This is a genomic window from Egibacteraceae bacterium, from assembly GCA_040905805.1.
In the GTDB taxonomy this organism is placed as follows: Bacteria; Actinomycetota; Nitriliruptoria; order Euzebyales; family Egibacteraceae; genus DATLGH01.
Map to the genome: position 1 here is coordinate 1 of JBBDQS010000103.1, position 26341 is coordinate 26341.

Sequence of the window (26341 nt, forward strand, 5' to 3'; positions counted from 1 at the left end):
GGCACAACATGTGGGGTGAGCGCCCATCCCGCCTGGTTCATTTTGCGACAGCCTGCTGACCAGCACAAACACCAATCAGCGCACAGCTATCCAGGAAACTCGGGCTCGGTGGCTGCTGGGCCGCCGATGTGGATGGGCACACTGCGCTGCTCGTCGTCTTCCTCGAATAAGGCTACGAGCTGGAGTCGCGCGCCAAGGTGAGCAAGGTAGTTTCGCAGCGTCGACACTTTGAGGTCGTCGGCGCGCTCGAGTTGGGAGACCGCCGACTGGCTGATGTTGAGTTCGACGGCCAGTTCCGTTTGGGACCGCTCCAGCGCCTTACGAAGCTCGTACAGGCCGATCTCGGTCAGGGTCTCGTCACGCAGGGCGGCCAGCCGGGCGGCGGCGCCGGGTCGGGCGGCAACCTGCTCGTGCAGGCGGCCGTAGCTCTTGGCGGAAGGCATCGGTCGTCTCCTTCGTGTCAGTCGTCGATGAGTCCTTTGTCGTGCAACTCCTGGAGGTGGATGTCGTAGAGGTCATCAGCCTGGGGGATCGCCGACCGGTACCACTCGTTCCACTGGCCGGACTTGTCGCCGCCTAGCAGCAGGATGGCGTGGCGTCGAGGGTCGAAGGCAAACAACACCCGGAGCGCACCGCCCTTTGAAGCTCGCAGTTCCTTCATGTTGGCGTGCCCGGAACCTTCGATGTCGCCCACCACCGGTCGCTTGAGGCCGGGCCCGTGCTCGGCCAGCAGCATCACTCGATCGTCGACGGCCTCTTGTTGCTCTGGTGTGAGGTCGATCCACCAGTCCTCGAACTCGTCGGTGTGCTCGACCTCCCACATAACCGAAGTATAAGCTATAGCTTCTAGCAGTGCAAGCTAATGGCCAGTATGAGCTGTGAGGCCGTGGTGGCGGCTACTCCTGTGAGGTTGGCGCCGGTGTGGTTTCGAGGAAGGCCAGCATGCACAGCCGCGATGAGGACCAGCGCGGAGATCGTCGCGGACCGTCGCTGTCGCCCTACACCCCGCACGCGCAACTTGGGAGAGCAGGGATCCCAGGGTTGGGCATTGGCCAGCGCGGCTGCCGGCCTGGGGGACGAACAACGCCTCACCGAGTTCGGTCAGCAGCGCCCGGGCGGCGGTCTCAACACGCGACAACAGGGCAATCGTCGCCGCCGCCTCGTTCTCCTCCTTCCAGTAGTACGTCAGCGCCCTGGCGAGGGACTTGGCGGCGCCGGGTGTAGGGCATGAGCCGGGGGAGGGCAGCCAGTGCCTCGGCCAGGTGAGTCGTCCGGGGTCGGGGACAACCGCTCGCCGACGCGGAACAGCGCCTGCTTGGAGATGGGACCCTTGCATTTGGAGGGTCAACTCCTCAATTCTGGCCAGGTCCACGTCGACGCGTTCTTCGTCGCTGATCGGCTCCAAGTGCGGCATCGCGCCGTAGCCGAGCCGCTTGGGGGTCAGCAGGGTCGTGAACACGAACTCTTTACGGTCTTGCTCGACGTGCTCCCGGATTCGGTCGAGGTCACCGGATGCGGGAAGTCCGCTGACCAGTCGCCCAAGGGCGACAACCGCGTCCGGGGCGTCAACGATCCGGTCGATCCACTGCTCGATCCGGTCGCGCTGCTCGTCCGACAGCTCTACCGACTCTTGGACGACCTTGAAGCTCGACCTGGGACGACCGCAAGCGCAACCTCGAGCAATACATCCTTCCGAGGGTCGGCAGCATCAAGTTCCAAGATCTCAACGCCGCTCACCTCAACCGCCTGTACACCGAGCTCCTGCGTGAGGGCCGAGTCCGGAGACAAGGAGGTCTATCGCCAACGACGGTGCTGCGGATCCGATCCACGCGATCCTGCGCAAGGCGTGCAACGACGCGGTGCACTGGGGGCTCATCACCCGCAACCCGGTACCGCTGGCTGACCCTCCGCCCCTGCGGGTCGTGCAGGCATCGCGCCGGCGCAGCATGCAAACCTGGACCCCTGCCGAGCTGTGCGAGTTCCTCGCGGCCACCGAGGACCACGAGCTCTACTCCATGTGGTTCTTTGCCTCCACCACTGGCGTACGCCGCTCGGAACTTCTCGGTCAGCGAGTGCCCGGCCTCGACCTCGACGCCGCCACGGCGACCGTGCGCCATACCCTCACCCCCCAAGCGAGGGGGGCTACCGACCTACCGACGACCAGAAGTCCCAACGCTCAGCCCACGGCCTTCGGACGCCCAGACAGCGTCGCGAGGGCCAACCCGTTTCAGGACCTTGACATCCTCGCCGTCACCCGCCCCGACCACAGCCCTGTCAGTCACGCTCCGTAGAAGACACCCGTCTCGTCACAACCCCCCCACCTGCAGCGCCACCTACCCCGTCCACCAACACCGGCATGCGCCGCTGACACCCGTTCGAGGCGCTCACTGATTCCACGCTGATTCCAAGCGCCCTGGCACAGCCTGAAATGAAGCCGGCGTCCATGGCACTGGATGTCAGCAAAACCGCTGGTCAGCGGGGATATGGCACCACCCCCTGCCACGGCCCGGCACCCCTGCGTAACGGTTCCCAAGCTCGCAATGGGGGTTCGATTCCCCTCACCCGCTCCACAAAACCGCAGGTCAAGGGCCGGTTCTGGCATTAGGCTGCACGGATCCGCCGGTGTTCAACAGACTCGTAACGAAACCGCCCGATTCCCCTCCCCTCGCCTGCGGGCGCAAGTGCCCTGCTCAGAGGCGGTGTGGGGCTGTGGGGGGCGCGCCTTGCCCCCTCGGAATGATCACACACTGATCACAGCAGACACCCGGCGACACGGACCCGCCGGCTGGTCGCCAACCTGTTGGGCGACACCTGGGATGAGGATCCCGAGGTAGGGCGGCGTCACCGCAGGTGAGGACGGGCGTTGTCGCAGGGCGGACGACACGGGGGTTGGGGCGTGCACCCTGCCGGGCTCCATCAGCCCGACAGGGAGGTTCCCGTCATGATCGTCTGACAGCTTCCAAGGGGAAAGGGTCCGCTCGCACGTCATCCACTGATCTCTCAACCAGGCCGCAGTCTGGTCACAGCCCGATACGATGAGTCTCATGGGCAAGCCGACGACTGAGGACCGCGCCTCAGCTGAGGTGGTCCGGGCACATGCGCAGGCCCTTCGCGACGCCGCGCACCAGGCCGGCGTCACGGGTGTGCGCCTGCGCGAAGACAACGCCCTTGTCGTGCATGCGACCGAACCGGGCTACCGGCAGGTCATCGACCTGGTGGGTCGCGCGCGGGTGATCACAGGCGCCTACGTCCACGTCGTCACCGACGACGGCGGCGGTATCGAAGGCGCGCGGCCCCTGTGAGCGAAGGTGCCCTCCTCACCGAGATCGAGGACGTACTCCAGCAGATCGCCGGCTTGTTGCCCACTGAGCAGCAGGCGTGACAGCAGGACACCGTCGGGCAACTGAGCATCGACCGGCTGTGGTTCCTGGCAGGAAACGCCGCGGAGCGCTAGCGACGCAGCGCCGACATCAGCGGCGGCGTCGATCCATGGAGCGCCCTGTACGAGTTCCGGAACGTCCTGGCCCACCAGACCCCGTCCGAGCGACGACCCCTGCGGGTCTGGGAAGAAAGTCGCAGCGATCTTCCTGCCTTGCTTGGCGACGTGCGTGCAGCACGCAACCAGCGATGACCTTCGAGTACGCGCTTCCTCAGATGTCGTGACACGCCCCGTGCGTCGAGGTGCTCCATCACCTTGGCGCAAAGGACGTTCAGAGCCCGTTCAACTCCGAAAGGTGTGGAACCGGCGAACCCGCGGGTGAGTGACTGCCACGAGCCGCAGGTGCGATGTCCCCCAAGTAGGGTCCAATGTCTCCCAGAGCCCGGCGGGACTGCAGACCTTGCCGGGATGGACTGAGGGGGAGCGCCGGACGCCGTCTGCACGCTCCGTAAGGTAAGGACCGGCGACAGCACGGAAGGGTGCGAGTCCTGCGGCCAACCTTGTGGTCCGGCGGATGTCCGCGGCCTCGAGCGCCAGTATGGCAGAAGCCTTCCCTTCTGGCGGCTTGGGGGCTCGTGAGGGACCCGCGTTCAGAAGGGACTCCCGACGTGCCGTCATCCTCGCAGCCGGTTCCCGTGGACGCGGCGGTTTCCACGGTCTGCCCTCGGTTCGCTGATCCAGTCCAGGTCCTGCACCACTCCGCTTGTCCTGTCGCGGTGATAGGGCCCCCCGGTAGCGCTGCATAGAAGATCCTCGCCGCACCATTCCCTCCCTGGCCAGCCGCAGAAGGCACGAGACGACGCTCTTCGTAGCGGCACAAGGTGCGTCCATGATACCCTAGGGGGTACGGTACAGAGATCCGTGGGAGGCCACCGGGAGATGGAGCAGGAGATGGAACTGCCGGAGGATGTTCTCACCGACGCGATCAGGCGTCTGCGCCGCATCGAGGGGCAGGTCGCCGGCATTGCGCGGATGGTGGAGGCCGAACGCGAGTGTCGGGACGTGATCACACAGATCTCGGCCGCCTCGCGGGCGCTCGACCAGGTCGGGTTCAAGCTGTTGGCGACGGGGTTGCGGCACTGCGCGGCGGACGAGCAGGCGGCGAAGAAGGCGGGATACAACGCCGACGAGCTCGAGCGGCTTTTCCTCAAGCTCGCTTGACATGTTGGTGGCAGTGGTGCTCGGAGTGGGTGTGGGGGGCGTGCTCGGCGTCCTCGGCGGCGGTGGATCCATCCTCGCCGTGCCGGCTCTGGTGTACGGGCTGCACCAGCCGATGGCCCAGGCCGTGCCGACCTCCCTGCTGGTGGTCGGCGTCTCCGCGGCCGCGGGTGCCGTCCCCAAGCTGCGCACCGGCGACATCCGCTGGGCGGTTGCCGCGGTCTTCGGGGGTGCTGGCATCGCGACCGCGTTCGCGGGGTCCTGGCTCAACCACCGCCTCCCGGAAACTGCCCTCCTGGCTGGCTTCGCCGTCCTGATGGGCGTGGTGGGTGTGCACATGCTGCGCGGGGCCGGGCCGCCGACGGAGTCGCGTGCGCACCCGCTCAGCTCGGGCCGGATGTTCAGCGTCGGAGCGGCCGGCGTCGTCGTCGGTTTCCTGACGGGCCTCTTCGGCGTGGGAGGCGGGTTCGTCATCGTCCCCGCACTCGTGCTGATCCTCGGGCTGCCGATGAAGGCAGCGATCGCCACCTCCCTCGTCGTCATCGTCGTGAACTCGGTCGCGGGCCTGGTCGCCCATCTCGGTCAGTCCACCATCGACCTCGCCACCGCGGCGTCGTTCACCGCCGGTGGGGTTCTCGCCGCCCTGGCGGGAAGCCGACTGTCGCGGGCCGCTGACGACCGGCGCCTCACCCGCTGGTTCGGCGTGCTCGTGTGCGGCATCGCGGCCGCGATTCTGCTCAGGCTCACCATGACCGACGGTCCACCGATCGGATGACCCGACCGACAGGAGGAACGATGATCGGCAAGCGCGCGACGAGATCCATGACGCCGCAGGCGTTGAGCGAACGCGAAGGGGTGGACATCATCGACGTTCGGGAGGCCGACGAATGGCGTGCCGGCCACATCGCTGGTTCCCGCCACATCCCGATGGGCACGATCGGGAACCGCCTGCACGAGCTGGACGGGGACCGACCGATCGTGGCGGTCTGCCGCAGCGGCCAGCGCAGCGGTCAGGTCACGGCGCTGCTGGCCAAGCAGGGCTACGACATCACCAACCTCGACGGAGGTCTGCGGGCCTGGGCACGCGGCGGTCTGCCGCTGGCTACCGCGGTCGGGGGCCAGGGGCGGGTCATCTGATGTTCTTCCGCCAGTTCCACCTCGAAGCGCTCGGCCACGCCTCCTACCTGGTGGGTGACGAAGCAACCGGGCAGGCGCTCCTGCTCGACCCCCGCCGCGACATCGACGGCTACCTGGACACGGCCCGGATGCAAGGTCTGCGCATCTCCCATGCGCTGGACAGCCACGGGCACAACGACTACCTGTCGGGATTGGTCGAGGTGTCCGCACGCACCGATGCGGTGATCCTCGGGTCGGGCGAGGGCCGGCTGGGCTACGACCACCGCCCCGTGAAAGATGGCGAGACGGTCGAGCTCGGTGCTGTCGCCGTCCGTGTGCTGCACACTCCCGGCCATACGCCCGAGCACCTCAGCCTGCTCGTGTACGACCATCAGCAGGGCCATGAACCGGCGTTGCTGCTGTCGGGCGGCGCGCTCCTCGTGGGCGACCTGGCCCGGCCCGACCTGCTCGGCGGCGACGAGGAGGCACGCGAGGCCGCCCGGTCCTTCTGCCACACCATCCAGTCGAAGATCCTCCCGCTGCCCGACCACGTCGAGGTCTGGCCCACCCACGTGGCCGGCTCCTTGTGCGGTGGGAATATCGGCAGCCGCCTGTCGACCACCATCGGCTACGAGCGCCGCACGAATGCGATCCTGGCCGAGGTCGACGGCAAGGAGGAGTTCGTCCGCGAGTGCATCCGCCTGGACAACCTCCCCGCCGTCCCGCCGTACTGGCGGCGCATGCGCGCCCAGAACCTCGCAGGTGTCGCCCTGCTCGGCGTGTTGCCCGAACCGCCAGCGCTTATGCCGGCCGCTTTCGCGGAGGCGGCCGAAGCGCCCGACGCCGTGATCCTCGACATCCGCCAGCCCGAGGCGTTCGGTGGGGGACACATCCCCGAAGCGATCAACGCTGGGCTCGGCTCGTCGTTCCCGACTTGGGCCGGCACGGCCCTGCCTGGAGGGGCGCGCACCCTGCTCGTGCTCGACAGCCCGGACCAGCTGCCCGAGGTGACCTGGCACTTGCTGCGCATCGGCTATCCGCCTCCCGCGGGTTGGCTGGCCGGGGGGATGTTCGCCTGGCGAACTGCCGCAAGGAACCTCGCGCGACTCCCTCAGGTCAGTGTGCATGAGCTTGCGGGCCGGCTCGGCGACATCGGCGTCCTTGACGTGCGCCAGCCCGCCGAATGGGCTGCTGGCCACATCGAGGGGGCCGTCTTCATCACCGGGGCGGAGCTGCCCGCGCGATTTGACGAGGTTCCCGAGGGGCCGCTCGCCGTGATCTGCGGCAGCGGCTACCGCTCTTCGGTGGCGGCGAGCATCATCGCCCGCACCGGCCGTGACGTCGTCAACGTCCTCGGTGGCATGAGCGCCTGGACGACCGCCCACCTGCCCACCATCGACCCCAAGGAGAACCCGTGAGCTACGGCAACAAGATCATCCTCGACCTGCCCGTCGACGACGCCGTCGAGAAGGTCAAGGCCGTGTTCCAGACACACGGCTTCGGCACCCTGACCGAGATCGACGTCCAGGCGACCCTGGCTGAAAAGCTGGGCGAGGACATGGAGGCCTACACCATCCTGGGCGTCTGCAACCCCCAGCTCGCCCACCGGGCACTCGGCGTCGACCGATCCATCGGTCTGCTGCTTCCGTGCACCGTCGTCGTGAGGGGCACCGCGCAGGGCACGGTCGTCGAGGCCCTCGATCCGCAGGTGATGGTCACCGTCCCCGACCGCGCGGAACTGCAGCCCGTGGCCGACGCCGCCGCGGAGCGCATCAACGCTGCCCTCGCCGATCTCTCCGCCTGACCCGTCCGGGACCGCCCCTGACGACGGCGTGGCGGCGCCCACGGTCACAGTTCGCGCTGTCGACGCCTGGGGGCCGGAAGGGCGCAGACCAGCCCAGTGTCGCGATCGTGACGAGTGCACCGGTGAGGTCCATCGTGCTGCCCTTCCTGCTGAGCGGCCTGCGAACACCTGGGCACTGCGCCTGCCAATCGCGGTCTACCTTTCCCGTCCGGTGCTTGGGGCCAGCGTGGACTAGACGCGTTGATGAGACCGGAGGTCAGCGAGGGCCGCCGGTCACGAACGTCGCCTTGTTCAGGGGACCGCCGGCCCATACGCCGCCTGGTGTCGGGTGCCAGGCGGTGAAGATCTGCTTGGCCGGCGAGATGGTGAGCTGGTCGGGCACGTAGAGCGGCAGTGTCGGCAGGTCCGTGGCGATAAGCTGCTGGAGTTCGCCAACCAGCACAGCCCGCCGCTTGGGATCGCAGGCCACGCTTTGCTCCTCCGCGAGGGCCTCGAACTGCGGGCTGTCGTAGCCGTGGACGCGTGTGCGGTTGGCCGCGGCGACCCGTGCGGACAACCGTAGCCGCAGCACGTCGGGGTCGCTTCCAAGGCCGCCGTAGCCGGCGAGCGCGAGCTCGTAGCGGCCGGTGGTCAGGGCCGCGTCGCAGTCCTGACGGGGGAGGCGCACGACCTCCGCGTCCACGCCCAGTCGCTGGAGGTCGTCGCGCACGAGTTCCGCGGCTCCGGGGTCGGCTTCTTCGGTAAGCACTTTCGGACGCCACGGCCCGGCGCGGTGCAGGCGGGTCCCCGCGCCAGGTGGCCTTGTCAATCCTGCGGCGTCGAGCAGGGCGCCTGCCCGTGTCCGGTCGATGCCGTGGGGTGCCAGGCCGGAGGCCGCGAGGGGATGTGTGGGTGCGAGGCCGCCGAGGCTGGCGGGCTTTCCGAGACCGTCGAGGAGCCGGCGCACCATCGCGTCACGGTCGATCCCGTGGGCGAGAGCCTGCCGGACCCGCCGATCCGCGAAGGGCGAACCGGGGCGTAGGTCGAAATGTAGCGCTCGCGTCCACTCGCCGGGCCGGCGGCGCACCACGTGTCGCGGTGACGCGTGGAGCTCCGCGAGCTGCTCGGCGGTCGGCCGCCCGCTGTCGGAGACGAGGACGACCGCGTCGATGAGGCCCTGGTCGAGGGCGACGAGCTGGTCGTCGACCGGTGTGAACTCGACCTGCCGCAGCTGCGGGGGCCCGAGGAAGAACCGCTCGTTGGCCCGGTAACGGTAGTGACCGCGGTCGCCGTCGCCGGACTCAAACACGAACGGCCCCGACCCGAGCACCGCCTCGGGACCCCGAAGGGCAAGCGGGTCCGCGACCTCTGCCCAGACGTGCGCCGGCAGGACCGGCACCCGACCGGCCACGAGCTCGTCAAAGGCCGCGTAGGGCCGGGACAGACGAAAGCGGACGGCGTGGCGGGCGTCCGCGTGCACGGTCTCGATGGCGGATAGCGCTCCCGGGTCGGCCACGTCATGAGCAGCAGCGGTCCCCGCACGTTCCTGCAGATAGCCAAACGTGAACACCACGTCGTGGGCCGTCAGCGGCTGCCCGTCGTGAAAGCGCGCGTTGTCATGGAGGACAAAGCGCCGCTGGAGACCGTCGGGTGACGCCTCCATCGAGTGGGCCAGCCACGGCTGTGTCACGCCGGACGGGTACTTCCAGAGCAGCGTGTCGAACAACAGGCTGGACATGGCGCGCAGTGGACCGCGCGGAGGCGCGAACGGTGAGGGATAGCCCCAGGGTCGACCCGCCAGCCGAACGCTCCACATGCCGTCGGTCAGCAAGCGACGCATGCGCTCCACGTCGTGGAGGAGCGCTTGGACCTCGGGCAGCTTACGCGCCGCCATCTCCCGCCACCGCTCTGAGGAGGGCAGGGCGGCGTCGAAGTCGGCGAGCAGGTCGCGGATCTCGTCGAGGGTGAAACCCGCGCGCTTGGCCACGTCGATGACCGCGAGACGCTGTATCACCGTCGGGTCGTATCGTCGCCGCCCGCTCTGCCTGCCGGGCGGGGGGAGAAGACCCACACGCTCGTAGTAGCGCAGGGTCGAGGCAGCTACATCGGCGATTGCGGCAACCTCGCCGATGGTCAGCAGATCACTAGATGCAGCACACATGTATTGACTTGAAGCCTACTTCAAGTGGCATGGTTGTCGCTGGTTGGTGTGACCCACATCCCCAGTTCTCCTTGCCGATCGGAGCGTTCCCTGCAACGCCTACACACCCCCTCGGTTCCAGCCGATGATCCCGTCCTCCAGCAGTCGCCGACCGACCCGGCGACCGCTCGGTCGCGCGTGCAGCGCGGGGTCGCGGACCGCACCGTCGGCTTGTACGCGATCACGCGGGCCGCCGGCGCGGCGACGATAGTCGCGCCTCCCCGCATCATGCCGGATGACTCGCTGTGGCCACTGGCGCACCGCGACGTGGGCTTCTTCATGAGCATCAGCGATCCAAACCTACCCAGCCCGCCGGAGCAGTGTGTGACCTACCTGAGGGGCATCGCCACCGGCGGCAGCCCTCTCCTGTCGCCTTTTGACCTCGCGTGTGGCCGGCTGCCGAGCATGTGCGCGCACTTATGGCCGGAAGCGAAGTTGTGGTCAGCCAGATGAAGCAAAGGGGCGGAACTGGTGGCCTGCCGCAGGCGTCGGCCCCATCGCCTGATGACGCTGGACCGCCGGCGGACGGGCCGGGCTCCGCGGGAGCGGCCACGGGGGCCGCCGAGGCGCCGCCTGCGCCCGGACGGCGCGGCGCCACCCTGCGCCTGGCCGGGCTGTATGCGATCACGCTCATGGCCATCGTGACGATGGTGTTCCTCCTGCCCCGGGCCATGCCCGGCGACCCCCTGTCCGCGCTGGAGGATCCGGATGCGGGCTACTTCATCACCGACCCCGAGGTCCGGCAGCGCGTCCTGAGCTACTACGGCCTGGACGGCCCGTTGCACGAGCAGTATCTGCACTACGTGGGCAGCCTCGCCACCGGCGATCTCGGCTGGTCAGTGGCACGCAACACCCCCGTCGCCGGCTTGATCGCCGGGCACCTGCCGTGGACGCTGTTGCTGGTGGGGCTGGCCTTGGGCCTGTCGGCGTCGGTCAGTTACGGGGCGGGGATCGTGGCGGCCTGGAACCGCGGCCGCCTGCCCGACCGCGTGGTGCTGGTGGCGTTGACGGGGCTGCGGGGGGTGCCGGAATACGCGCTGGCAGCCCTGCTGTTGATCACCTTGGCGGTGCTCGTGCCGCTGTTCCCGCTGTTCGGTGCCTACACCCCCTTCGCCGAGTACGAGTCCCTCTGGAGCCAGGTCAGCGACATCGCCTTCCACCTCGCGCTGCCGCTGCTGGCCCTGACGTTGTCGCTGGTCGGCACCAAGTTCCTGCTGGTGCGCAACACCGCGATCTCGGCGCTGGGCGAGGACTACATGCAGTTGGCCCGAGCCAAGGGCCTGCCGCTGCGCCGGCAGCAGTTCCATCACGTGGGCCGCAATGCGCTGCTGCCGTTCCTGACGGTGATGGCCTTGCAGGTGGGCACGGCCGTGGGCGGCTCGATCTTCGTCGAGTCGGTCTTTGCCTACCCGGGCATGGGCGTGCTGATCCTGGATGCGGTGGAAGCCCGTGACTATCCCGTGCTGGAAGCGGTGTTTCTCGCGTTGGCGGTCACCGTGCTGGTCGCCAATTTCCTGATCGAGCTCGTGTATCGACGTCTCGATCCCCGGGTGGGAGCCCAGTGAGCGGCGCTGCGGTGTCGCCGGCCACGGCACGGGCTCGGGCAGCGAGCCGCCTGCATCGGGTGGGTGGCGCGCTGCCCCCGATCGGCTGGGTGGGGGTAGCGGTGGTGGGCACGGTGGTGGCCGTGGCGGTCTTCGGCGGATGGGCTGCCCCCTACCGACCGACCGAGCTGATCGGCCAGCCGCTGCAGTCCCCGAGCGGGACCCATGTGCTGGGGACCAACGGCGTGGGCCAAGACCTCGCCAGCCAGCTCGTCTCTGGCGCGCGGGTCTCGCTGACGGTGGCCGCGTTGGCCGGTGGGGGCACGGTGATCATCGGCGCGCTGGTCGGCATGCTCGCTGGATGGCTCGGCGGCTTCGTCGACGCCGCCGCGATGCGCGTCGTGGACTTCGTGCTGGCTATCCCCCGCCTGCCGCTGCTGATTGTGCTGGGCGCCTATGCGGGGCCGTCCATCGGGGTGATCTCGGCGGCGATCGCGCTGACGTTCTGGCCGAGCTCGGCCCGCGTCGTGCGCTCGCAGGTGCTGTCGCTGCGACGGCGTTCGCACGTCAAGGCGGCGATGGGCTTCGGGGCCGAGACCGCCTACGTGCTGCGCCGCCATCTCCTGCCGGAGGTGGGCCTGATCCTCGTCGCGGGTCTGGTCTCATCTGCCGGGCGGGCGGTGATGCTGGAAGCGGGGCTCGCCTTTCTCGGTCTGGGCGACCCCAGCCGCGCCAGCTGGGGCCAGATCATGCGCGACTCCCTGGAGTTCTCCGGGGTTTTCTATACCACCGCGTGGGTGTGGTGGCTCATCCCGCCGTTGGCGGCGATCACGGTGCTCCTGCTGGGCATCACGTTCCTCGGGGTGGGCTTGGAGCAGCGCATCAACCCCCGTCTGGGCCGCCACATCGTAGGGGGGAAGTCGTGACCACGGCGTTGACCATCGACGGTCTCCAGGCGACGTATCCGGGCCCGCCACCTGTGCGGGCCGTGGACCGGTTGGATCTGACGGTGCCGGCCGGTGAGTGCGTCGGCGTGCTCGGCGAGTCCGGCTCCGGCAAGTCGACCCTGGCCAGGGCGTTGCTGGGCCTGGTGCCGGAGGCGCAGGTCGAGGGCCATGCGTGGTTAGGCGACACGAGCCTGACCGACCTCGACGAGGACGGCTGGAACGAGGTCCGCTGGCGCCGCCTGTCCCTGGTGTTCCAGTCCACCGCGGCGCTCAACCCGGTCCTGAGCGTCGGGGACCAAGTCGCCGAGCCGCTCCAGGTCCATCTGGGCATGAGCAGACACGCCGCGACCCAGCGCGCCGGCGAGCTGCTGACCGAGGTCGGCCTGGGCGAGTGGGCGGTGTCGCGCTATCCCAGCCAGCTGTCGGGCGGCCAGCGCCGCCTGTCGCTGCTGGCCACCGCCCTGGGCTGCGACCCCGACGTCGTGCTCCTGGACGAACCCACCGCCGGGCTCGACGTGCTGCGCCGCCACGAGGTGCTGCAGCTGCTCGTCGGCCTGCGCCAGGCCGGGCGGACACTGGTGGTGTTCACCCACGACGTCGACGCGCTCCGCGGGCTGGCCGACCGCGTCGCCGTGCTCTACCGCGGCTGGCTCGCCGAGCTCGGACCCGCTGAGCAAGTCCTTGACAACCCGCGTCACCCCTACACCTGGGGCCTGCTCAACGCCTACCCGTCGCTGGGCACCGTCAAGGACCTGCGCGGCATCCGCGGCGATCCCCCGGACCCGACCGTGGTCGCGGTCGGCTGCCCGTTCGCTGACCGCTGCACCCAAGACGTCGCTGAGTGCCACGAACCCGGTCGCCCGCCGCTGGTGGCTCCCGAGGGCGAGGACGGCACACGGCTGGTGTCGTGCGTGCGCGGTGGGCTGGTCCCGGTGCTGACCGCCCGCGGGCTGCGCAAGACCTACCAGGTGCGTACCGGGGTCGTGCGCCGCGAGACCGTCACCGCCGTGGACAACGTCGACCTCGACGTGCACGAGGGGGAAGTGCTGGGCTGCATCGGGGGCACCGGCGCCGGCAAGTCGACCTTGGGTCTCCTGCTGGTGCGCCTGGTCGAGCCCGACGCCGGCAGCGTGCACCTGCAGGGCCGCGATGTGCTCGCCGCCCACGGCGATGCGCTGAAGGACGTGCGCCGCAGCGCCCAGATGCTCTTCCAAGACCCATACGAGGCCATGTCGTCACGCCTCACTGTGCGCCAAGCCGTCCGCGAGCCGCTGGACATCCAGGACATCGGCGAACCCACGGGTCGCGACGAGGCGGTCGCCAGCGCACTGGTCGAGGCCCGGCTCCGCCCGGACCCATCGTTCCTCAAACGCCACACCCACGAGCTGTCCGGCGGCCAGTTGCAGCGTGTGGCGCTGGCGCGGGCGCTCGTGCTGGAGCCCAAGCTGCTCATCGCCGACGAGTCGGTCAGCATGCTCGACCCCTCCGAGCAGACCAAGTTGTTGCAGCTGCTCAAGAGCCTGCAGGTCGAACGCGGCATGGCCATGATCTTCATCTCCCACGACATCGCCGTGGTCCTGCGCGTCGCCGACCGCGTCGTCGTGCTCGACCAGGGCCGCATCGTGGAAGAGGCGAACAGCACCCAGATCCTGGTCGCGCCGCAGCACCCACAGACCCAGCGACTGGTCGCCGCCAGCGGCGCCCCGCTCCTCAGTGCGCTCGACGTGGCCGGCAACGGCCACCGCGGCCACGTCCCCGAGCCCGACCGTTCCACCACGAAAACGGAGTAACCACCTGATGATCACCACCCGCAACCTCCTCGCGTCCCTGCTGCTCGCCAGCTGCTTGGTCCTGTTGGCGGCCTGCAGCCCCACAGCCGACACCCCCGACCAGGCCGACACCCCCGCCGACGACGAGTCCGGCGACGACGGCGCCACCGAGCGTCTCGAACGGCTGCGCTTGGCCGGCGGCGACTACGGTCCTCCCACCCCGTTCGCGTACGTGCGGGGACCCGGCCTGATCCAGACCGGGTTGATGTTCGACACGCTGCTGTGGATGAACCCCGACGGGGAGACGATCCCCTGGCTGGCCGAGGACTGGGAGTCCAACGAGGACGGCACCGAATGGACGTTCACCTTGCGCGAGGACGTCGAGTGGCACGACGGCGAACCGCTGACCGTCGATGACGTCGTCTTCAGCTTCGACTACCTGACGGCCGGCCCGCCGGGCATCTCCACCCGCGACCTCGACATCGTCGATGAGGTCGTTGCGGAGGGCGACCGCGAGGTGGTCTTCCGGTTGTCGGAGCCCTACGCCGGTTTCGAGGACAACGTCGCCGGCCTGTGGGGGATGTTCGTCCTCCCCGAGCACATCTGGGCAGACGTGGAGGACCCACAGCGCTACCTCGAAGAGGACGCGTTCGTGGGCTCGGGTCCCTACGAGCTCGTCGAGTTCGACGCCTCCGCGGGCAGCTACCTGTACGAGGCCAACGATGACTTCTTCCTCGGCGAGCCCCACGTGCAGCGGCTCGAGTTCCTTCCCGAGATCGAGGACGAGCTGCTGGCCCTCGAGCGCGGCGAGCTGCACGCCGCCGGCGTCTCCCGCGAGCCCTTGCCCGACGAGCAGTTCGAGTCGTTCGCGTCCCAGTTCGGGCTGGTCGAGGCCTCGGGCGAGTGGAACCATGCGCTGCACTTCAACCTCGACGCCGGCTTCCCCTACGACGAGGTCGACTTCCGTCACGCCGTGGCCTACGCGATCGATCGCCAGGACATGGTCGACCGGCTGCTGTTCGGCCGTGGCGCACCGGGAAGCACGGGCGCCATGGCCCCCGACCACCCGTTCACGCCCGACGACCTCCCCGCCTACGAGCACGACCTCGAGCGTGCCGGCGAGTTGCTCGACGGGCTGGGCATCGAGGACGCTGACGGCGACGGCGTGCGTGAGTTGCCCGACGGCGAGGCGTTCCAGATCGATCTGAAGTCCAGCCAGCGCTTCGGGGCCCGCGACCCGCAGCTGGTGGCCGAATACCTCGGGGAGGCCGGTCTCGACACGCAGGTGACGATGCTCGACCGTGCCAGCGCCGACGAAGCCGGCCACGAAGGCAACTACACGATGATGCTGCACGGCTACGGCGGCCTGGGCAGCGACGTCGACCGACTGCGGACCCGGTTCCACTCCGAGGCGGAGTCCAGCGGACAGTCGACGGTGCACGGCTACGCCGACGAGCGATTCGACGAGCTGGCCGAACAGCAGCGGGGCATCGTCGACGAGCAGGAGCGCCGGGAGGTCGTCGCCGAGATGATGCACATCCTGGCCGAGGACCTCCCTCTTTTGTCGCTGTACGTGCCCGACCGGCTGACCTTCTACGACGAGTCCGTGTTCGACGCGTGGGCCTACACGCCAACGTGCACGCCCTGCGGGGCCACGAAGAACAAGTACACGTTCGTCACCGGCGAGTGACCCGCCACGCCGACCCGCCACGTCCCGCACACGCAAAGGAGCAACCGATGCGTCCTGCCATCACCACGAGACCCCTGCTGTTGCTGCTGACCCTCGTGGTAGGGGCCCTGGTCGTCGCCGCCTGCGGCACCACCGCCGACCAGGGCGAACCGGCCGACCGGAGCGACGAGGCGGACCCGGCAGCAGGCGACGACGAGCGGGTCGAACGACTCCGGTTGGCGGGCGGTGACTACGGCCAACCCACGCCGTTCGCGTGGGTACGCGGACCCGGGCGCATCCTCGCCGGCTATCAGTTCGACACGCTGCTGTGGTGGGACGCCTCGGGCGAGTTCGGGCCGTGGCTGGCCGAGGACTGGGAGGCCAACGACGACGGCACACAGTGGACGTTCACCCTGCACGACGACATCGCATGGCAGGACGGTGAGCCCCTGACGGCCGGCGACGTGGCCTTCTCGTTCGACTACTACACGGAGGGTGCCGCGGCCGATTCTGGCCGTGGCGGGGCTCTCGAGGTCGTCGACGACGTCGTCGCCGAGGACGAACGCACCGTGACGTTCATGCTTCCCGAGCCGTACGCCGCGTTCGAGTCAGACGTCGCCGGCAGCATGATGATCCTGCCCGAGCACATCTGGGCGGACGTCGACGATCCACAGCAGTACCTCGAGGACGACGCCTTCGTCGGCTCCGGGCCCTACCGGCTGGCCGAGTACGACGAGGCGGCCGGGAACTACCTCTTCGAGGCCAACGACGACTTCTTCCTCGGCGAGCCCCACGTGCAACGAGTCGAGTTCGTGTCGGTCGAGGACGAGCTCCTGGCACTGGAACGGGGCGAGCTCGATGTTGCCGAGATCGCTCGTGAACCGCTGCCCGACGAGCAGTACGACGCCTTCGATGCCCAGTTCGGACGGGTCGACGGCTTCGCCGACTGGACCCTCGCGCTGCACTTCAACCTCAACGAAGGCTTCCCCTACGACGAGGTCGACTTCCGCCACGCGGTGGCCCATGCCGTCGATCAGCAAGACATGGTCGACCGCTTGGTGTTCGGTCGCGGGCTGCCCGGCAGCAGCGGTGGCCTGGCGCCCGAGCACGAGCTCAACCCCGGAGATCTGCCACGCTACGATGACGGCCCGGACCGGGCCCGTGAGCTGCTCGACGGATTGGGCATCGAGGACACCGACGGCGACGGCACACGAGAGCTGCCCGGCGAAGAGTCGTTCCAGATCGAGCTGTTGGCCAGCGCCCGCTTCACCCCGGATGGCCCCCAGCTCGTCTCCGAGTACCTCGAGGAAGTCGGCCTCGACGTCGAGGTGAAGATTCTCGACCGATCTGCCGCCGACGAGGCCGGCGCCGAAGGCAACTACACCATGGCCCTGCACGGCTATGGCGGGCTCATGTCCGATCCCGACACGCTGCGCCAGCGCTACCACGCAGAGGCACCGCCGCGGGGACACTCCACGGTCCACGGTTACGCCGACGACGAGGTCGACGAGCTCGCCGAGGCGCAGCTGACCGCCACCGATCCCGCCGAGCGGCGCGAGATCGTGGCCGACCTGCAACGCGAGATCGCCGAGGACTTGCCGGTGCTGTCGACGTACGTGCCCACTCGGTACCTGTTCTACGACGAGGCGACCTTCGACGGGTGGTACTACACGCCCGGTTGCAGTCCCTGCCGTGGCAGCCGCAACAAGCACATGTTCGTCACCGGCCAGGAGACCGGCCTGCCCGATCAGGCGTCTTCCTGACGGTGTTGGAACGCCTACGCCTCACCCGCCCGCCCGCCCGCCCTGCGGTGGCGGCAGGAACAAGTACAGGATCAGCACATCACCGGCGCAGGAGGCCGGTGCCAACGACTGAAGGGCCCCGACATGACCGTTGACGAACAGACCCTCGACCGCACCGTGGCCTTCCACGGCCACCTCTGCCCCGGCCTCACCATGGGGATGCAGGCCGCCGCCATCGCCCTGCGCGACATCGGCCCCCATTCGAAGGACGAGGAGGTCGTCGCTGTCGTCGAGACGGACATGTGCGGCACTGACGCCATCCAGGTCCTCACCGGCTGCACCTTCGGCAAGGGCAACCTCATCCACCGCGACTGGGGCAAGAACGCCTACACGTTCTTCCGTCGCTCGGACGGCAAGGCCATCCGGATAGCGGGTCGGCCGGACGCAAGGCAATGCGACCCCGAACACCAGGAGTTGCGCGCGAAGATCAGCGCGGGCGAGGCGACCGACGCCGACCGCGAGCGCTTTGCCGAGCTGCACCAGGCGCAGGCCCGTGCCTTGCTCGGGCTGGACCCCGACGAGCTGTTCGACGTTCAGCCGGTCGACGCCGAGCCGCCCGCACGAGCGCGCATCCACGCGTCCGTGCAGTGCGCACGCTGTGACGAGCGGACCATGGAGACCCGTATCCGGCTGCTGGAGGGGCGCCCGCTCTGCACACCTTGCTTCGAGGCTGACCAGGGGACCCGATGACCGGCGTGCAACCTTCTCGGTCCGCCGACCCCTCCCGTGAGGGTTTCCTCGCACTGCCCGGGGAGGTGAGAGATTGGCGCACAGTCGTCCTCACCGACGCTGCGCTGGCCACCGGGCTGCTCGCTGCCCTTCCTGCGAGCGCCGCCGAGGCCGCGTCACGGCTGGGGTTGTCCGACCACGCCGTGCGCATCGTCCTTGATGCGCTACGTGAGTTCGGCGTCGTGGAGCGCAACGGGGAGCGGTACCACCTCGGTCCCGCAGCACCCGACGACGCCGCCGCGGCCACGGTGCAGCATCACGCGCGCGTGCTGCGGTCGTGGAGCAGCGCGCTTCCTGACCGGCTGGCCGGAACGCAACGGTCCGCCGGTGGTGACGAGCGGACCGCCGCCGAGCGTGCCCGCTGGCTGCAGGCGCTCGCCGTCACGGCCAGGCACCGCGCGCCCGAGGTCGCCGACCACTGCCTGCAACGCTTCGCGGACACACGACGAGTCCTCGACCTGGCCGGCGGACACGGCGAGTACGGGCTGGAGTTCGCCCGCCGCGGGCTTGACGTCACCTTGCAGGACCTGCCGGAGGTGATCGAGATCGTCTCCACCTGGGGCAGCCTTCGCAACACGTCGGTGACCCTGGTGCCGGGCGACGCCTTCGAGGGGCTTGCCTCAGGTCCCTTCGATCTCGTCCTTGCCGCCGGGTTCACCCACACCCTAAGACCCGACGCCAACGCCGAGCTGTTCAAGAAACTCGACGCCGTCACCGCTCCAAATGGCGGCGTGGCCGTCGTCACCTTCCTTCGCGGCCGCCGGCCGATCGCTCCGCTGTTCGCAGTGCAGATGCTCGTAGCCGGCGGCGGGGACACCCACGGCCTTGACGACTACCAGCGGTGGCTGACCGCCGCAGGGTTCGATGCACCGGAGGTGGTGGACCTCGAATACGGCACCTCCCTCCTCACCGCCGCTCGGTGACTTCAAGGGGCAGCAACCGCCGGTCGCGGGCAGCGCGCGGCGTTTGATCATCCGGGCGATCGACTTGCCGGTCAGCGCAGCGACGGCAAGGCGACCGTGGCGGTCGACATCGCGAACACCGGTCCCTCCGAGATGGCGGCGGTGTGCATCCAAGCGCGGACGACTCGCACCGCGCACAGGTCCTCGCTGGGGGCGTAGCGCACCCCGACCAGCCGGCCCTTGGCCTCCTGGTCGCCCTTGGAGCGCAGCAGGGTGGACGACGAGCCCGTCGGGGTCGTCTGCTGGGCAAGGGTGTGACGCGCACCAACGCGTTGGAGGCGCTGGCGATCTCGGGGTGGGTGCGCGGCCTGTCCACCCGCGACATCCAGGCGGCGCTGACCGCGCACGTCATCAGGCACGACGCCCGCAGGATGTTCGCGATGTGCGCTGTCCGCACGACTCATGTGACCTTCAGGGGTCGAGATGCATCCCTATCTAGGAAGGCCGCGCAGACGGCCTCACCCAACCTATAGGACCAAGGAGATCGTCATGGGTTTCGCACGTTTCATGGCCGGCCCGCTCGGGCGCGGCCTGCGCATCGTCGCCGGCATCGCGCTGGTGGCCATCGGGCTCACGACGGGTGGCGCGGGCGGGATCGTCCTGGCGCTTGTTGGGTTGGTGCCGATCTACGCCGGAGCGGCCAACGTTTGCCTCATCGCCCCGCTGCTGCGCGCACCCTTCCGTGGCCGCGACGCGCAGGAATAACTGCTGTCAGAGGAGCCGCCACCGCCCGACCCGCGACGAATTCGGCGATCGAAACGGTGGACCTGAACGAGCAGCCGTTGGCCGAGGCGGAGACAGCATGGCACACCTGCGCCTGGGCGACACGGCCCCGAACTTCACCGCCGAGACCACCGACGGCACGATCGATTTCCTCGACTGGAAGTCCGGCAGCTGGGCCGTCCTGTTCAGCCACCCCGCCGACTACACGCCGGTGTGCACGACCGAGCTGGGGACCGCGGCCCGCCGCAGCCCCGACTTCGCGGCTCGCGACGTCAAGCTCATCGCCCTGTCGGTGGAACCCATCGAGGACCACCCCGGCTGGGCCCCCCACATCGGCGAGGTCGGCGGCACCGACCTCAACTTCCCCATCATTGCCGACCCGGACCGCACCGTCGCCGAGTTGTACGACATGATCCACCCCGGCGAGGGCGACGCCTCCACGGTCCGCTCCGTGTTCGTGATCGACCCGGATGACCGCATCCGCCTCACCGCCATCCAACAACACGCCCACCCCATCGACGTCCTCGCCGACATCCGTCGCACCGGCGACCTGCCACCGCAACTGGACCTGGCCGCCGTCTGCGGCCCATCGCCGTGAACCCCCGCGTCGCACCACGACCGGCGCCCGCTACCGCGTCGTGGTCACCGAAGAAAGCGACCAGGGCAGCGACATCGCCTTCGACCGCACCGGCGACGCGTTCGTCGTCGGCACCGCCGAACTGTCCGGTACCCGCATCACCGCCGAAGTCAAACACGACGACGACCCCTTCATGCGCGAACGCCTCGTGACCTAACATCACCAACGCCGTCCGCCACCCCTGACCCTACTGGAGCCCGCCACGGAGCGCTAACGCAATACCGTCACTGTAGTTCTGCCCGATGGTACTGAGGGTAGGTCGCCAGCGGGGAAGCGTCAGCGCTATGGTGCGCCTTCTCGGCTGCGGCCCGAGCATGAGGGAACCACACGGAGGAGCACTTCGATGGCCGATCCCGCGTCCCGCGACGCAGCCTGGCAGGCCGTTCACGACAGGATGCTCGACGTCATGAAGGCGGCAGACGAGCACTTCGGCGACCACGAACCCACCGAGAAGGAGCTCCACGACTTCCTGCGCGAGCGGCTGCTCGCAGAGGGCAGGAGCGAGGCCGAGGCCGACGAGATCCTCCGGGAACTCTAGATCGCCACACCCGCGATGTGACCGATCCGTGCCCGTTCCCGTCGTCCTAATAGAGGAGGTACATCTCTACTGCTCTACTGCCGAGAGGACGAACGATGAGCGAGCAGAAGGCCGACATGCAGTGCGAGGTCTGTGGACATCCGGTCCCAGCCGAACAGCCGGCGCTACGCGTCGGTTCCTGCGAGTTTCCCTTCCGAGTGCACGACGAGTGCCGAGACCGCATGGGCGACATCCAGGAGTTCATCGAGGATCTCTGCCGGCTGTCGGACGAGCAGCCGGACGGGCTGCTGGGGCTTGGCGGCTGGGACCTTGCGGCAGGTGCTGACACGGCGACCGCCGAGCAGGGTGGTGAGGCACGGGACGCGCTCGCCACGTCCCTGGACGCATACCTCACCGGCAGCGAACCCGACGGGGGGCGCCTCAACGTCGAGAACGGAGCCCTGTACCTGGACGGCTGGTGGCCGGTGCTGGTGGGGCTGGGCGAGCGCGTCCAGCTCGTCCGCGCCGACGACGACCCGGAGGCCCTGGGGCTCGGCCGCGTGGTGGCGGGCGCACTCGCCCGCCACGGGCTGCGACCGTGCACGATGGATGAGCGTCTCACCGAGTCCATCGGGTTGCAGCGCCTGGGGCTCCTGGGAGCCAGCTGGCAGCTGTGGGCTCCTGACCAGGAGCTGGCGGACGCCGCGCTCGCCGACCGGCAGCCGGCTGGGGAGCTGCGCCCGACCTCCGATGATCATGCAGCTGCCCCGCAGCGGTAGGGTCCACGAGTGACCGCGGCGCGCGGGCATGGCACGTCGATCGCATGGGTGGTGGCGCTGTTCGACGCCCATGCAGACGGGGTGTTCACGCTCGCGCGCCGCATGCTCTGGAACACCGCTGACGGCGAGGACGTGGTGCAGCGAACCTTCGTGCGCGCCTTCACCCGCGGACATCAGCTTCGGGATGCGTCGAAGGCCCGCTCGTGGATCTACCGCATCGCCTACCACGAGTGCCTCACGGTGCTGCGTGAGCGGCGCGACATCCCGACCGATCCCGCGCTGCTGCCCGAACGTGAGGCCCCGGACCGTCCGGATCGGGAGGTGGAGCGCCGCCAGCTGGCGCTCCGCCTGCGGGCGGCGATCGACACGTTGCCCCCGACCCTGCGACCGGCCTTCGTGCTGCGGGACGTCCAGGGCGTGCCCATGACCGAGGTCGCCGCGGTCCTCGACGTGGGCCTGTCAACCGCGAAGATGCGGGTGCACCGTGCGCGGCTGCGGCTGCGGGAGCTGCTGGACGAGGAGGACCGCCGTGCGCTGCGATGAGATGGCCGACCGTCTGACCGACCTGCTGGAGGGCGACCTGTCAGCAGCCGAGGAGCAAGCCGCGCTCGCGCACCTCGCGACGTGTCCCAACTGCGAGCTGGTGCTCGCCGACGTGCGGGGGCTGCTCGACGCGGCGCCGGGTGCCGCGCGTGACGTCCTCGATCCGGAGGCCCGCAAGCGCCTCCGCGCCGCCGTGGTGGCGGAGCTGTCCAGCGGCGACCACTAGGCCTCAAATAAGCGAGTCGGGGCTTCGGGCTCGTGTTCGCCGGTGTTGAGGTTGTTCAGGGTCGGTTCGTGCGAGCTGAAGGGGCTGTGGGTGGTGATCCATGGCGTTGGCGGCGATCGATCAGCGCTTTGGTGTCGTCGCGGGCGGCGTTGTCGGGTCTGCGGGCGCGCTGGGGTGGTGCCGGGGTGTGTGCCTGGCACAGGGGGTCATCTGAGTAAGGAGCCGTCACGGAATAACGTTCGAGTAGTTATACGGTTGGTGGTTGGTGGTTGGTGTGGGCTGGGTCGCACGTGGTGGTGTGACACGTGGGCCACCATACGGCGCACCACACGGCAAGGAACAGGCCGCCCCATAGGTCGCGCTACATGGGAAACGACAGGCCGCACCATACGGTGGACCCCACCGCCGGGCTCGACGGCCTGACGGCCTCGACGGCCGCAGAGCGCGCATCCCATTGACGATTATCGAGATTGAGTCAAGCCCGGTATCGTTGCCTGAGCCCGTCACGACATGTTGGTAGTCGACCGCCGACTCAATCTGTGGACTGACGACTACGTGAGTAACGAAGCGTTCGAAATCACTGGGTGCGTCGATCGAGAGCATCCCCGCCTGTTCGAGGAATTCATCGACAAAAGCCTGTGTGATCTGATCTAGTGCCAACTTGTTTTCCTGCCTTCGTCGCGCGCTCTGTTCCCGTGGGGTCAGCGCCGTGGAGGCTACCCGCCCGGCGCGACGATCGCGCCGAAGGCGACGCTTCGGAGTCGGCCTACCTGACGCGGAGCATCGTTGCCGGGATGCCCACAACGCCTAGTGGCGGCGTAACTGCCGAGCACTCCCAGGGCAATGTTCGAGGGCAGGACGACGCCGATGGCACGCGGATGCATACGACTCCACGCGCGAACATCGCGTCGGGCAACGAGTGGGCTCAGGCAGGGTGCCGGGCACCCACCGATCCAGCGACAGTCGATGTACCTTCCGATATCGGCTGCTCCTCAAGGGTAGCTGGGACGTCCTCAACCTTCGAGGATCCGCCGAACTACGAAGGCTGTTGAGCGCCCGGGGATGGTGACTGCTCGGCGGCAAGGCCGGGATTCTCGAACCCTGCAGCATCCTCGGACAGGAACTCGGGCCGCGGCATCATCGCCTCCGGGCGGCCCTTGCCGGGTTGTGCCGCCGTCGAGTTGTTGATTGCGCCGTCACGCTCCGGACCCGGCATGAGAGCCGGGCACCCTCGGTGGGATCACCTTCCATGTGACTGAGCTGAGACGCCACAGGAAATCGGCGGTTCTGGGTTTTGCGCCCGGGGCCTGGCCCTGCAAGCGATGCGGCAGGGTGACGCTAGCGATTCGTCATGAGCGATCCAGGTCCAGACGCGGAGCTGCCGCGCCCGGTGGCTCGGTGCCCTTGACGGTCTCGTACTCGACGGCCTGGAGACGGGCGTCCCATGTGAAGACCGCACGCGCATCGACCATTACCGCCGTAGCGACGTACAACGCGTCGACGCCGGTCCTGACCGGCGTCGTGGCGACCACGTCACGAGCGATCTTCGCCATACGTCGGTCGACCTCGACGAGCCGGAGCCAGTCGCTGTCGAGGAAGGCATCCAGCTTGGCACGCGCGTCAGCGTCGCTCCGGTCAACCTCCTGTGACCAGCGGGTGACCTCGACCTGGATGACCATCGGAGCCCACAGCTCTACACGGGCTTCCTCTGCGTCGAGTAGTAGCTCACGCGACTTCTCATAGCGCCGCACTTCACGGTTGAGGTGTGCGATGAGGACGCTCGCGTCGACGACCCCGCGGGACGGCCGCTCAGCCACCGCGCTGATCCCGTAACCACTCAACGGAGTCCGGTCCGCCCTGAAGCGCACCGCCCATCTCGGCGACGCTGACGCGTCGCGGTTCCGGCGCAGCCTCCACTCGCGCGTTGCCTATGCGCACCGGGCGGCCGAGGTAGTCACGTCGGATACGCCCAACGACGGTCACACGGTCGCCGATCAGCTGGCTCGCCTCCCGCAACAGTGGCTTTCCGACGTAACACTCCACGCCCCGTCCGTAGGTCTCATCCTCCACCGTCACGTGAGCACCCTTGCGAAGGGTGGCCGTGATGAGCGTGCCGGTCACGGATCCGATCGCGTCCGTCTCCTCGTGGAGAACACGGTCGAGTGTCCGGTAGGTCTGTCGTGTGAGCGTTCGAGCCTTCCCGTCGGCGCGAAAGGACACGCCGTCGATCGCCGTTTCCCCGAACCAGGACGCAGCCTGATAAAGGGCAGTGGCCGTGGCACGTGCCATCCACTCCGGCACGCCGTCGTCCTGCTCCAGCATTGCGACCCCGACCTCTATCCGGTGCGCCACCTCCAGGAACGCCTCATCGACGTCGGTATCAGCCTGCTTGGCCTGCGGATCCCACACGATCGTCGGTGCAGAAGCGTGGAGCCCTTCGATGGTGAACTCCACCCCAGCGTCCCGGGACGCGTCTGTCATGATGCGCACGGCAACATCCACAAGGATGCGGAACTGCTCGGCGGTCACTTGGTGGGAGTCACCGTTGATGACGAACGTCAGCACGTCCTCACCTCCTTGCACCAGCGTAGAGCGCGGAACCCCTCCGACGGCCACTACTTCGCATCATCGGCGAAGGGTGCGACATCCCAGCCCGGTTTGCGCAGACCCGGAGTCCCGACTCTGGAGCGCGGCCGCCCGAAGCGGGGGCTATCGCTCGGGATGGGCAGCCGAGAAGGTTCAAACCCTACGCCCCATCTCGTGCCTCGCGAGTGCGGTCTATGCCGGGTTGGACCGGGATCCGGCTGCCAAGGGCGTCATTACGCTCCGTGGCCCGCGAGGGAGCACCGGACACCGCCACGTGGGTCGACGTCCAACCTTGTGGTATCCGCCGATCCCACAGCCGGGCATGACGTGGGCGTAGGTGTCCAGTGTGAAGGCGACCGAGCTGTGTCCAAGGCGCTCGGAGACCACCTTCGGGTTGATGCCAGCGGCCAGCAGTAGCGAGGCGTGGGTGTGCCGGACGTCCTGCAGCCGGATGGGCCGCACGCCGGCGCGCTTGACGGCGCGGCGGAAGGCCAGGGAGATGGCCGGCGGGTTCCACCAGCTGCCGTTCGCGCGCGGGAACACGAGGTTGTGGTCCTGCCACGCGGACCCGAGCGCGAGCTTGCCCTCGTTCTGCGCGGCCCGGTGCGCCCGCAGCTGAGCGACGCTGCGGCGGTCGAGGTGGATGGTGCGCGCCGAGCCTTCGGACTTCTGCTCGTCCTGGGGCCGGAAGCCCTCGGCGGTGGCCACGATGGTCTGTCGGACCGTCAGGGTGGCGGCCGCCAGGTCCACCTCGCTCCAGCGCACGCCGAGGATCTCCGAGCGGCGCATCCCGGTGGCCGCGAGGACGCACCACAGGGTGTGCAGCTCGTACCCCCGGGTGCTGTCGAGGAACTCCCGCAACTCCGAGGGGCTCCACGTCTGCATGCCCCGCCGGCGGGCGGCCTTGACGACCCTCATGGGTGGCGGGTCGGCGAGCAGCGCGACGTTGCGGGTGAGCAGCCCCCAGCGGACCGCGTCGTTGAGCGCCTTGCGGATCATCGCGTGGATGCGCCGAACCGAGGTGGGCGACAGCCCGCCGGGTTTGTGGACACGGCCGTCCCGCAGCAGGTCGGCGTAGAGCCGGTTGAAGTGGGCTGCGTTCAGGTCGCCGAGGGAAGGCCCACTTGAACCTGCCGGCGAGCCCGCACTTGCCGCAAGTGCGCTCCTTGACGCGGTTGCCGCACTTCGTGCAGCGCTTGTAGACCGTGCCGC

27 protein-coding genes are annotated in these 26341 nt (G+C 68.8%); 20 read left to right on the forward strand and 7 right to left on the reverse strand.

Annotated elements, in window-relative coordinates; translation table 11 throughout:
• Positions 1–86 precede the first annotated feature (86 nt).
• Both WD250_11415 and WD250_11420 read right to left on the reverse strand, forming a co-directional pair.
• Positions 87–443 (reverse strand): helix-turn-helix domain-containing protein, encoded by a 357-nt coding sequence (locus tag WD250_11415; protein ID MEX2620813.1) that lies wholly within the window; start codon positions 441–443, stop codon positions 87–89.
• A 17-nt stretch (positions 444–460) separates the two neighbouring features.
• Complete coding sequence (locus WD250_11420; protein MEX2620814.1) at positions 461–823, reverse strand: type II toxin-antitoxin system RelE/ParE family toxin; 363 nt, start codon at positions 821–823, stop codon at positions 461–463.
• 2221 nt (positions 824–3044) lie between these two features.
• Here WD250_11420 and WD250_11425 point away from each other — a divergent pair.
• The 6 genes from WD250_11425 (at position 3045) to WD250_11450 (ending at position 7517) form a co-directional block, all read left to right on the forward strand.
• Positions 3045–3302 (forward strand): hypothetical protein, encoded by a 258-nt coding sequence (locus tag WD250_11425; protein MEX2620815.1) that lies wholly within the window; start codon positions 3045–3047, stop codon positions 3300–3302.
• A gap of 1016 nt (positions 3303–4318) precedes the next feature.
• Complete coding sequence (locus WD250_11430; GenBank protein MEX2620816.1) at positions 4319–4600, forward strand: metal-sensitive transcriptional regulator; 282 nt, start codon at positions 4319–4321, stop codon at positions 4598–4600.
• Position 4601: 1 nt separating this feature from the next.
• Positions 4602–5372: a sulfite exporter TauE/SafE family protein gene (locus WD250_11435; GenBank protein MEX2620817.1), complete on the forward strand. Its 771-nt coding sequence runs from the start codon at positions 4602–4604 to the stop codon at positions 5370–5372.
• A 20-nt stretch (positions 5373–5392) separates the two neighbouring features.
• A complete protein-coding gene (locus WD250_11440; protein MEX2620818.1) occupies positions 5393–5734 on the forward strand; it encodes a rhodanese-like domain-containing protein in 342 nt (113 codons plus the stop codon).
• Positions 5734–7131 carry an MBL fold metallo-hydrolase gene (locus WD250_11445; GenBank protein ID MEX2620819.1) on the forward strand — a complete coding sequence of 466 codons (1398 nt, stop codon included), beginning with the start codon at positions 5734–5736 and terminating at the stop codon, positions 7129–7131. Before WD250_11440 ends, WD250_11445 begins: the two co-directional genes overlap by 1 nt.
• Positions 7128–7517 carry a DUF302 domain-containing protein gene (locus WD250_11450; protein ID MEX2620820.1) on the forward strand — a complete coding sequence of 130 codons (390 nt, stop codon included), beginning with the start codon at positions 7128–7130 and terminating at the stop codon, positions 7515–7517. Before WD250_11445 ends, WD250_11450 begins: the two co-directional genes overlap by 4 nt.
• A gap of 256 nt (positions 7518–7773) precedes the next feature.
• Here the strand turns inward: WD250_11450 and WD250_11455 are convergent, their stop codons facing one another.
• Positions 7774–9657 carry an ABC transporter substrate-binding protein gene (locus tag WD250_11455; protein ID MEX2620821.1) on the reverse strand — a complete coding sequence of 628 codons (1884 nt, stop codon included), beginning with the start codon at positions 9655–9657 and terminating at the stop codon, positions 7774–7776.
• Positions 9658–10328: 671 nt separating this feature from the next.
• Here WD250_11455 and WD250_11460 point away from each other — a divergent pair.
• The 7 genes from WD250_11460 (at position 10329) to WD250_11490 (ending at position 19079) form a co-directional block, all read left to right on the forward strand.
• Positions 10329–11261, forward strand: a complete 933-nt coding sequence (locus WD250_11460; protein MEX2620822.1) for an ABC transporter permease — start codon at positions 10329–10331, stop codon at positions 11259–11261.
• Positions 11262–11350: 89 nt separating this feature from the next.
• On the forward strand, positions 11351–12166 hold the full coding sequence (locus tag WD250_11465; GenBank protein ID MEX2620823.1) for an ABC transporter permease: 816 nt from the start codon (positions 11351–11353) through the stop codon (positions 12164–12166).
• Complete coding sequence (locus WD250_11470; GenBank protein MEX2620824.1) at positions 12163–13977, forward strand: ABC transporter ATP-binding protein; 1815 nt, start codon at positions 12163–12165, stop codon at positions 13975–13977. Before WD250_11465 ends, WD250_11470 begins: the two co-directional genes overlap by 4 nt.
• Before the next feature lie 7 nt (positions 13978–13984).
• Positions 13985–15646, forward strand: coding sequence for an ABC transporter substrate-binding protein (locus WD250_11475; protein MEX2620825.1), 1662 nt, complete (start codon positions 13985–13987; stop codon positions 15644–15646).
• 47 nt (positions 15647–15693) lie between these two features.
• Positions 15694–17388, forward strand: a complete 1695-nt coding sequence (locus WD250_11480) for an ABC transporter substrate-binding protein (GenBank protein ID MEX2620826.1) — start codon at positions 15694–15696, stop codon at positions 17386–17388.
• 123 nt (positions 17389–17511) lie between these two features.
• Positions 17512–18117: an FmdE family protein gene (locus tag WD250_11485; protein MEX2620827.1), complete on the forward strand. Its 606-nt coding sequence runs from the start codon at positions 17512–17514 to the stop codon at positions 18115–18117.
• Positions 18114–19079 carry a class I SAM-dependent methyltransferase gene (locus WD250_11490; protein ID MEX2620828.1) on the forward strand — a complete coding sequence of 322 codons (966 nt, stop codon included), beginning with the start codon at positions 18114–18116 and terminating at the stop codon, positions 19077–19079. The genes WD250_11485 and WD250_11490 overlap by 4 nt, the downstream gene beginning before the upstream one ends.
• Before the next feature lie 71 nt (positions 19080–19150).
• On the opposite strand, the gene WD250_11495 is transcribed toward WD250_11490, so the two are convergent.
• The gene (locus tag WD250_11495; protein MEX2620829.1) at positions 19151–19477 is read right to left on the reverse strand and encodes a hypothetical protein; all 327 of its coding nucleotides are present in this window, start codon (positions 19475–19477) and stop codon (positions 19151–19153) included.
• A 130-nt stretch (positions 19478–19607) separates the two neighbouring features.
• On the opposite strand from WD250_11495, the gene WD250_11500 reads away from it, so the two are divergent.
• The 7 genes from WD250_11500 to WD250_11530 all read left to right on the forward strand — a co-directional run bounded on the left by WD250_11500 (position 19608) and on the right by WD250_11530 (position 22543).
• Entirely contained in the window at positions 19608–19823 is a 216-nt protein-coding gene (locus WD250_11500; protein ID MEX2620830.1) for a DUF2892 domain-containing protein, read from the forward strand.
• 97 nt (positions 19824–19920) lie between these two features.
• Positions 19921–20439, forward strand: coding sequence for a redoxin domain-containing protein (locus WD250_11505; protein MEX2620831.1), 519 nt, complete (start codon positions 19921–19923; stop codon positions 20437–20439).
• A 40-nt stretch (positions 20440–20479) separates the two neighbouring features.
• Positions 20480–20635 (forward strand): hypothetical protein, encoded by a 156-nt coding sequence (locus tag WD250_11510; protein ID MEX2620832.1) that lies wholly within the window; start codon positions 20480–20482, stop codon positions 20633–20635.
• A gap of 186 nt (positions 20636–20821) precedes the next feature.
• On the forward strand, positions 20822–21016 hold the full coding sequence (locus WD250_11515; GenBank protein ID MEX2620833.1) for a hypothetical protein: 195 nt from the start codon (positions 20822–20824) through the stop codon (positions 21014–21016).
• Positions 21017–21111: 95 nt separating this feature from the next.
• Positions 21112–21774: a hypothetical protein gene (locus WD250_11520; protein ID MEX2620834.1), complete on the forward strand. Its 663-nt coding sequence runs from the start codon at positions 21112–21114 to the stop codon at positions 21772–21774.
• A 9-nt stretch (positions 21775–21783) separates the two neighbouring features.
• Positions 21784–22317, forward strand: a complete 534-nt coding sequence (locus WD250_11525; GenBank protein MEX2620835.1) for an RNA polymerase sigma factor — start codon at positions 21784–21786, stop codon at positions 22315–22317.
• The gene (locus tag WD250_11530) at positions 22304–22543 is read left to right on the forward strand and encodes a zf-HC2 domain-containing protein (protein ID MEX2620836.1); all 240 of its coding nucleotides are present in this window, start codon (positions 22304–22306) and stop codon (positions 22541–22543) included. The genes WD250_11525 and WD250_11530 overlap by 14 nt, the downstream gene beginning before the upstream one ends.
• Before the next feature lie 1349 nt (positions 22544–23892).
• Here the strand turns inward: WD250_11530 and WD250_11535 are convergent.
• The 3 genes from WD250_11535 to WD250_11545 all read right to left on the reverse strand — a co-directional run bounded on the left by WD250_11535 (position 23893) and on the right by WD250_11545 (position 26128).
• Positions 23893–24360, reverse strand: coding sequence for a type II toxin-antitoxin system VapC family toxin (locus tag WD250_11535; protein MEX2620837.1), 468 nt, complete (start codon positions 24358–24360; stop codon positions 23893–23895).
• On the reverse strand, positions 24353–25108 hold the full coding sequence (locus tag WD250_11540; GenBank protein MEX2620838.1) for a hypothetical protein: 756 nt from the start codon (positions 25106–25108) through the stop codon (positions 24353–24355). Before WD250_11540 ends, WD250_11535 begins: the two co-directional genes overlap by 8 nt.
• A gap of 213 nt (positions 25109–25321) precedes the next feature.
• Positions 25322–26128, reverse strand: a complete 807-nt coding sequence (locus tag WD250_11545) for a site-specific integrase (protein MEX2620839.1) — start codon at positions 26126–26128, stop codon at positions 25322–25324.
• Between the last annotated feature and the right edge of the window lie 213 nt (positions 26129–26341).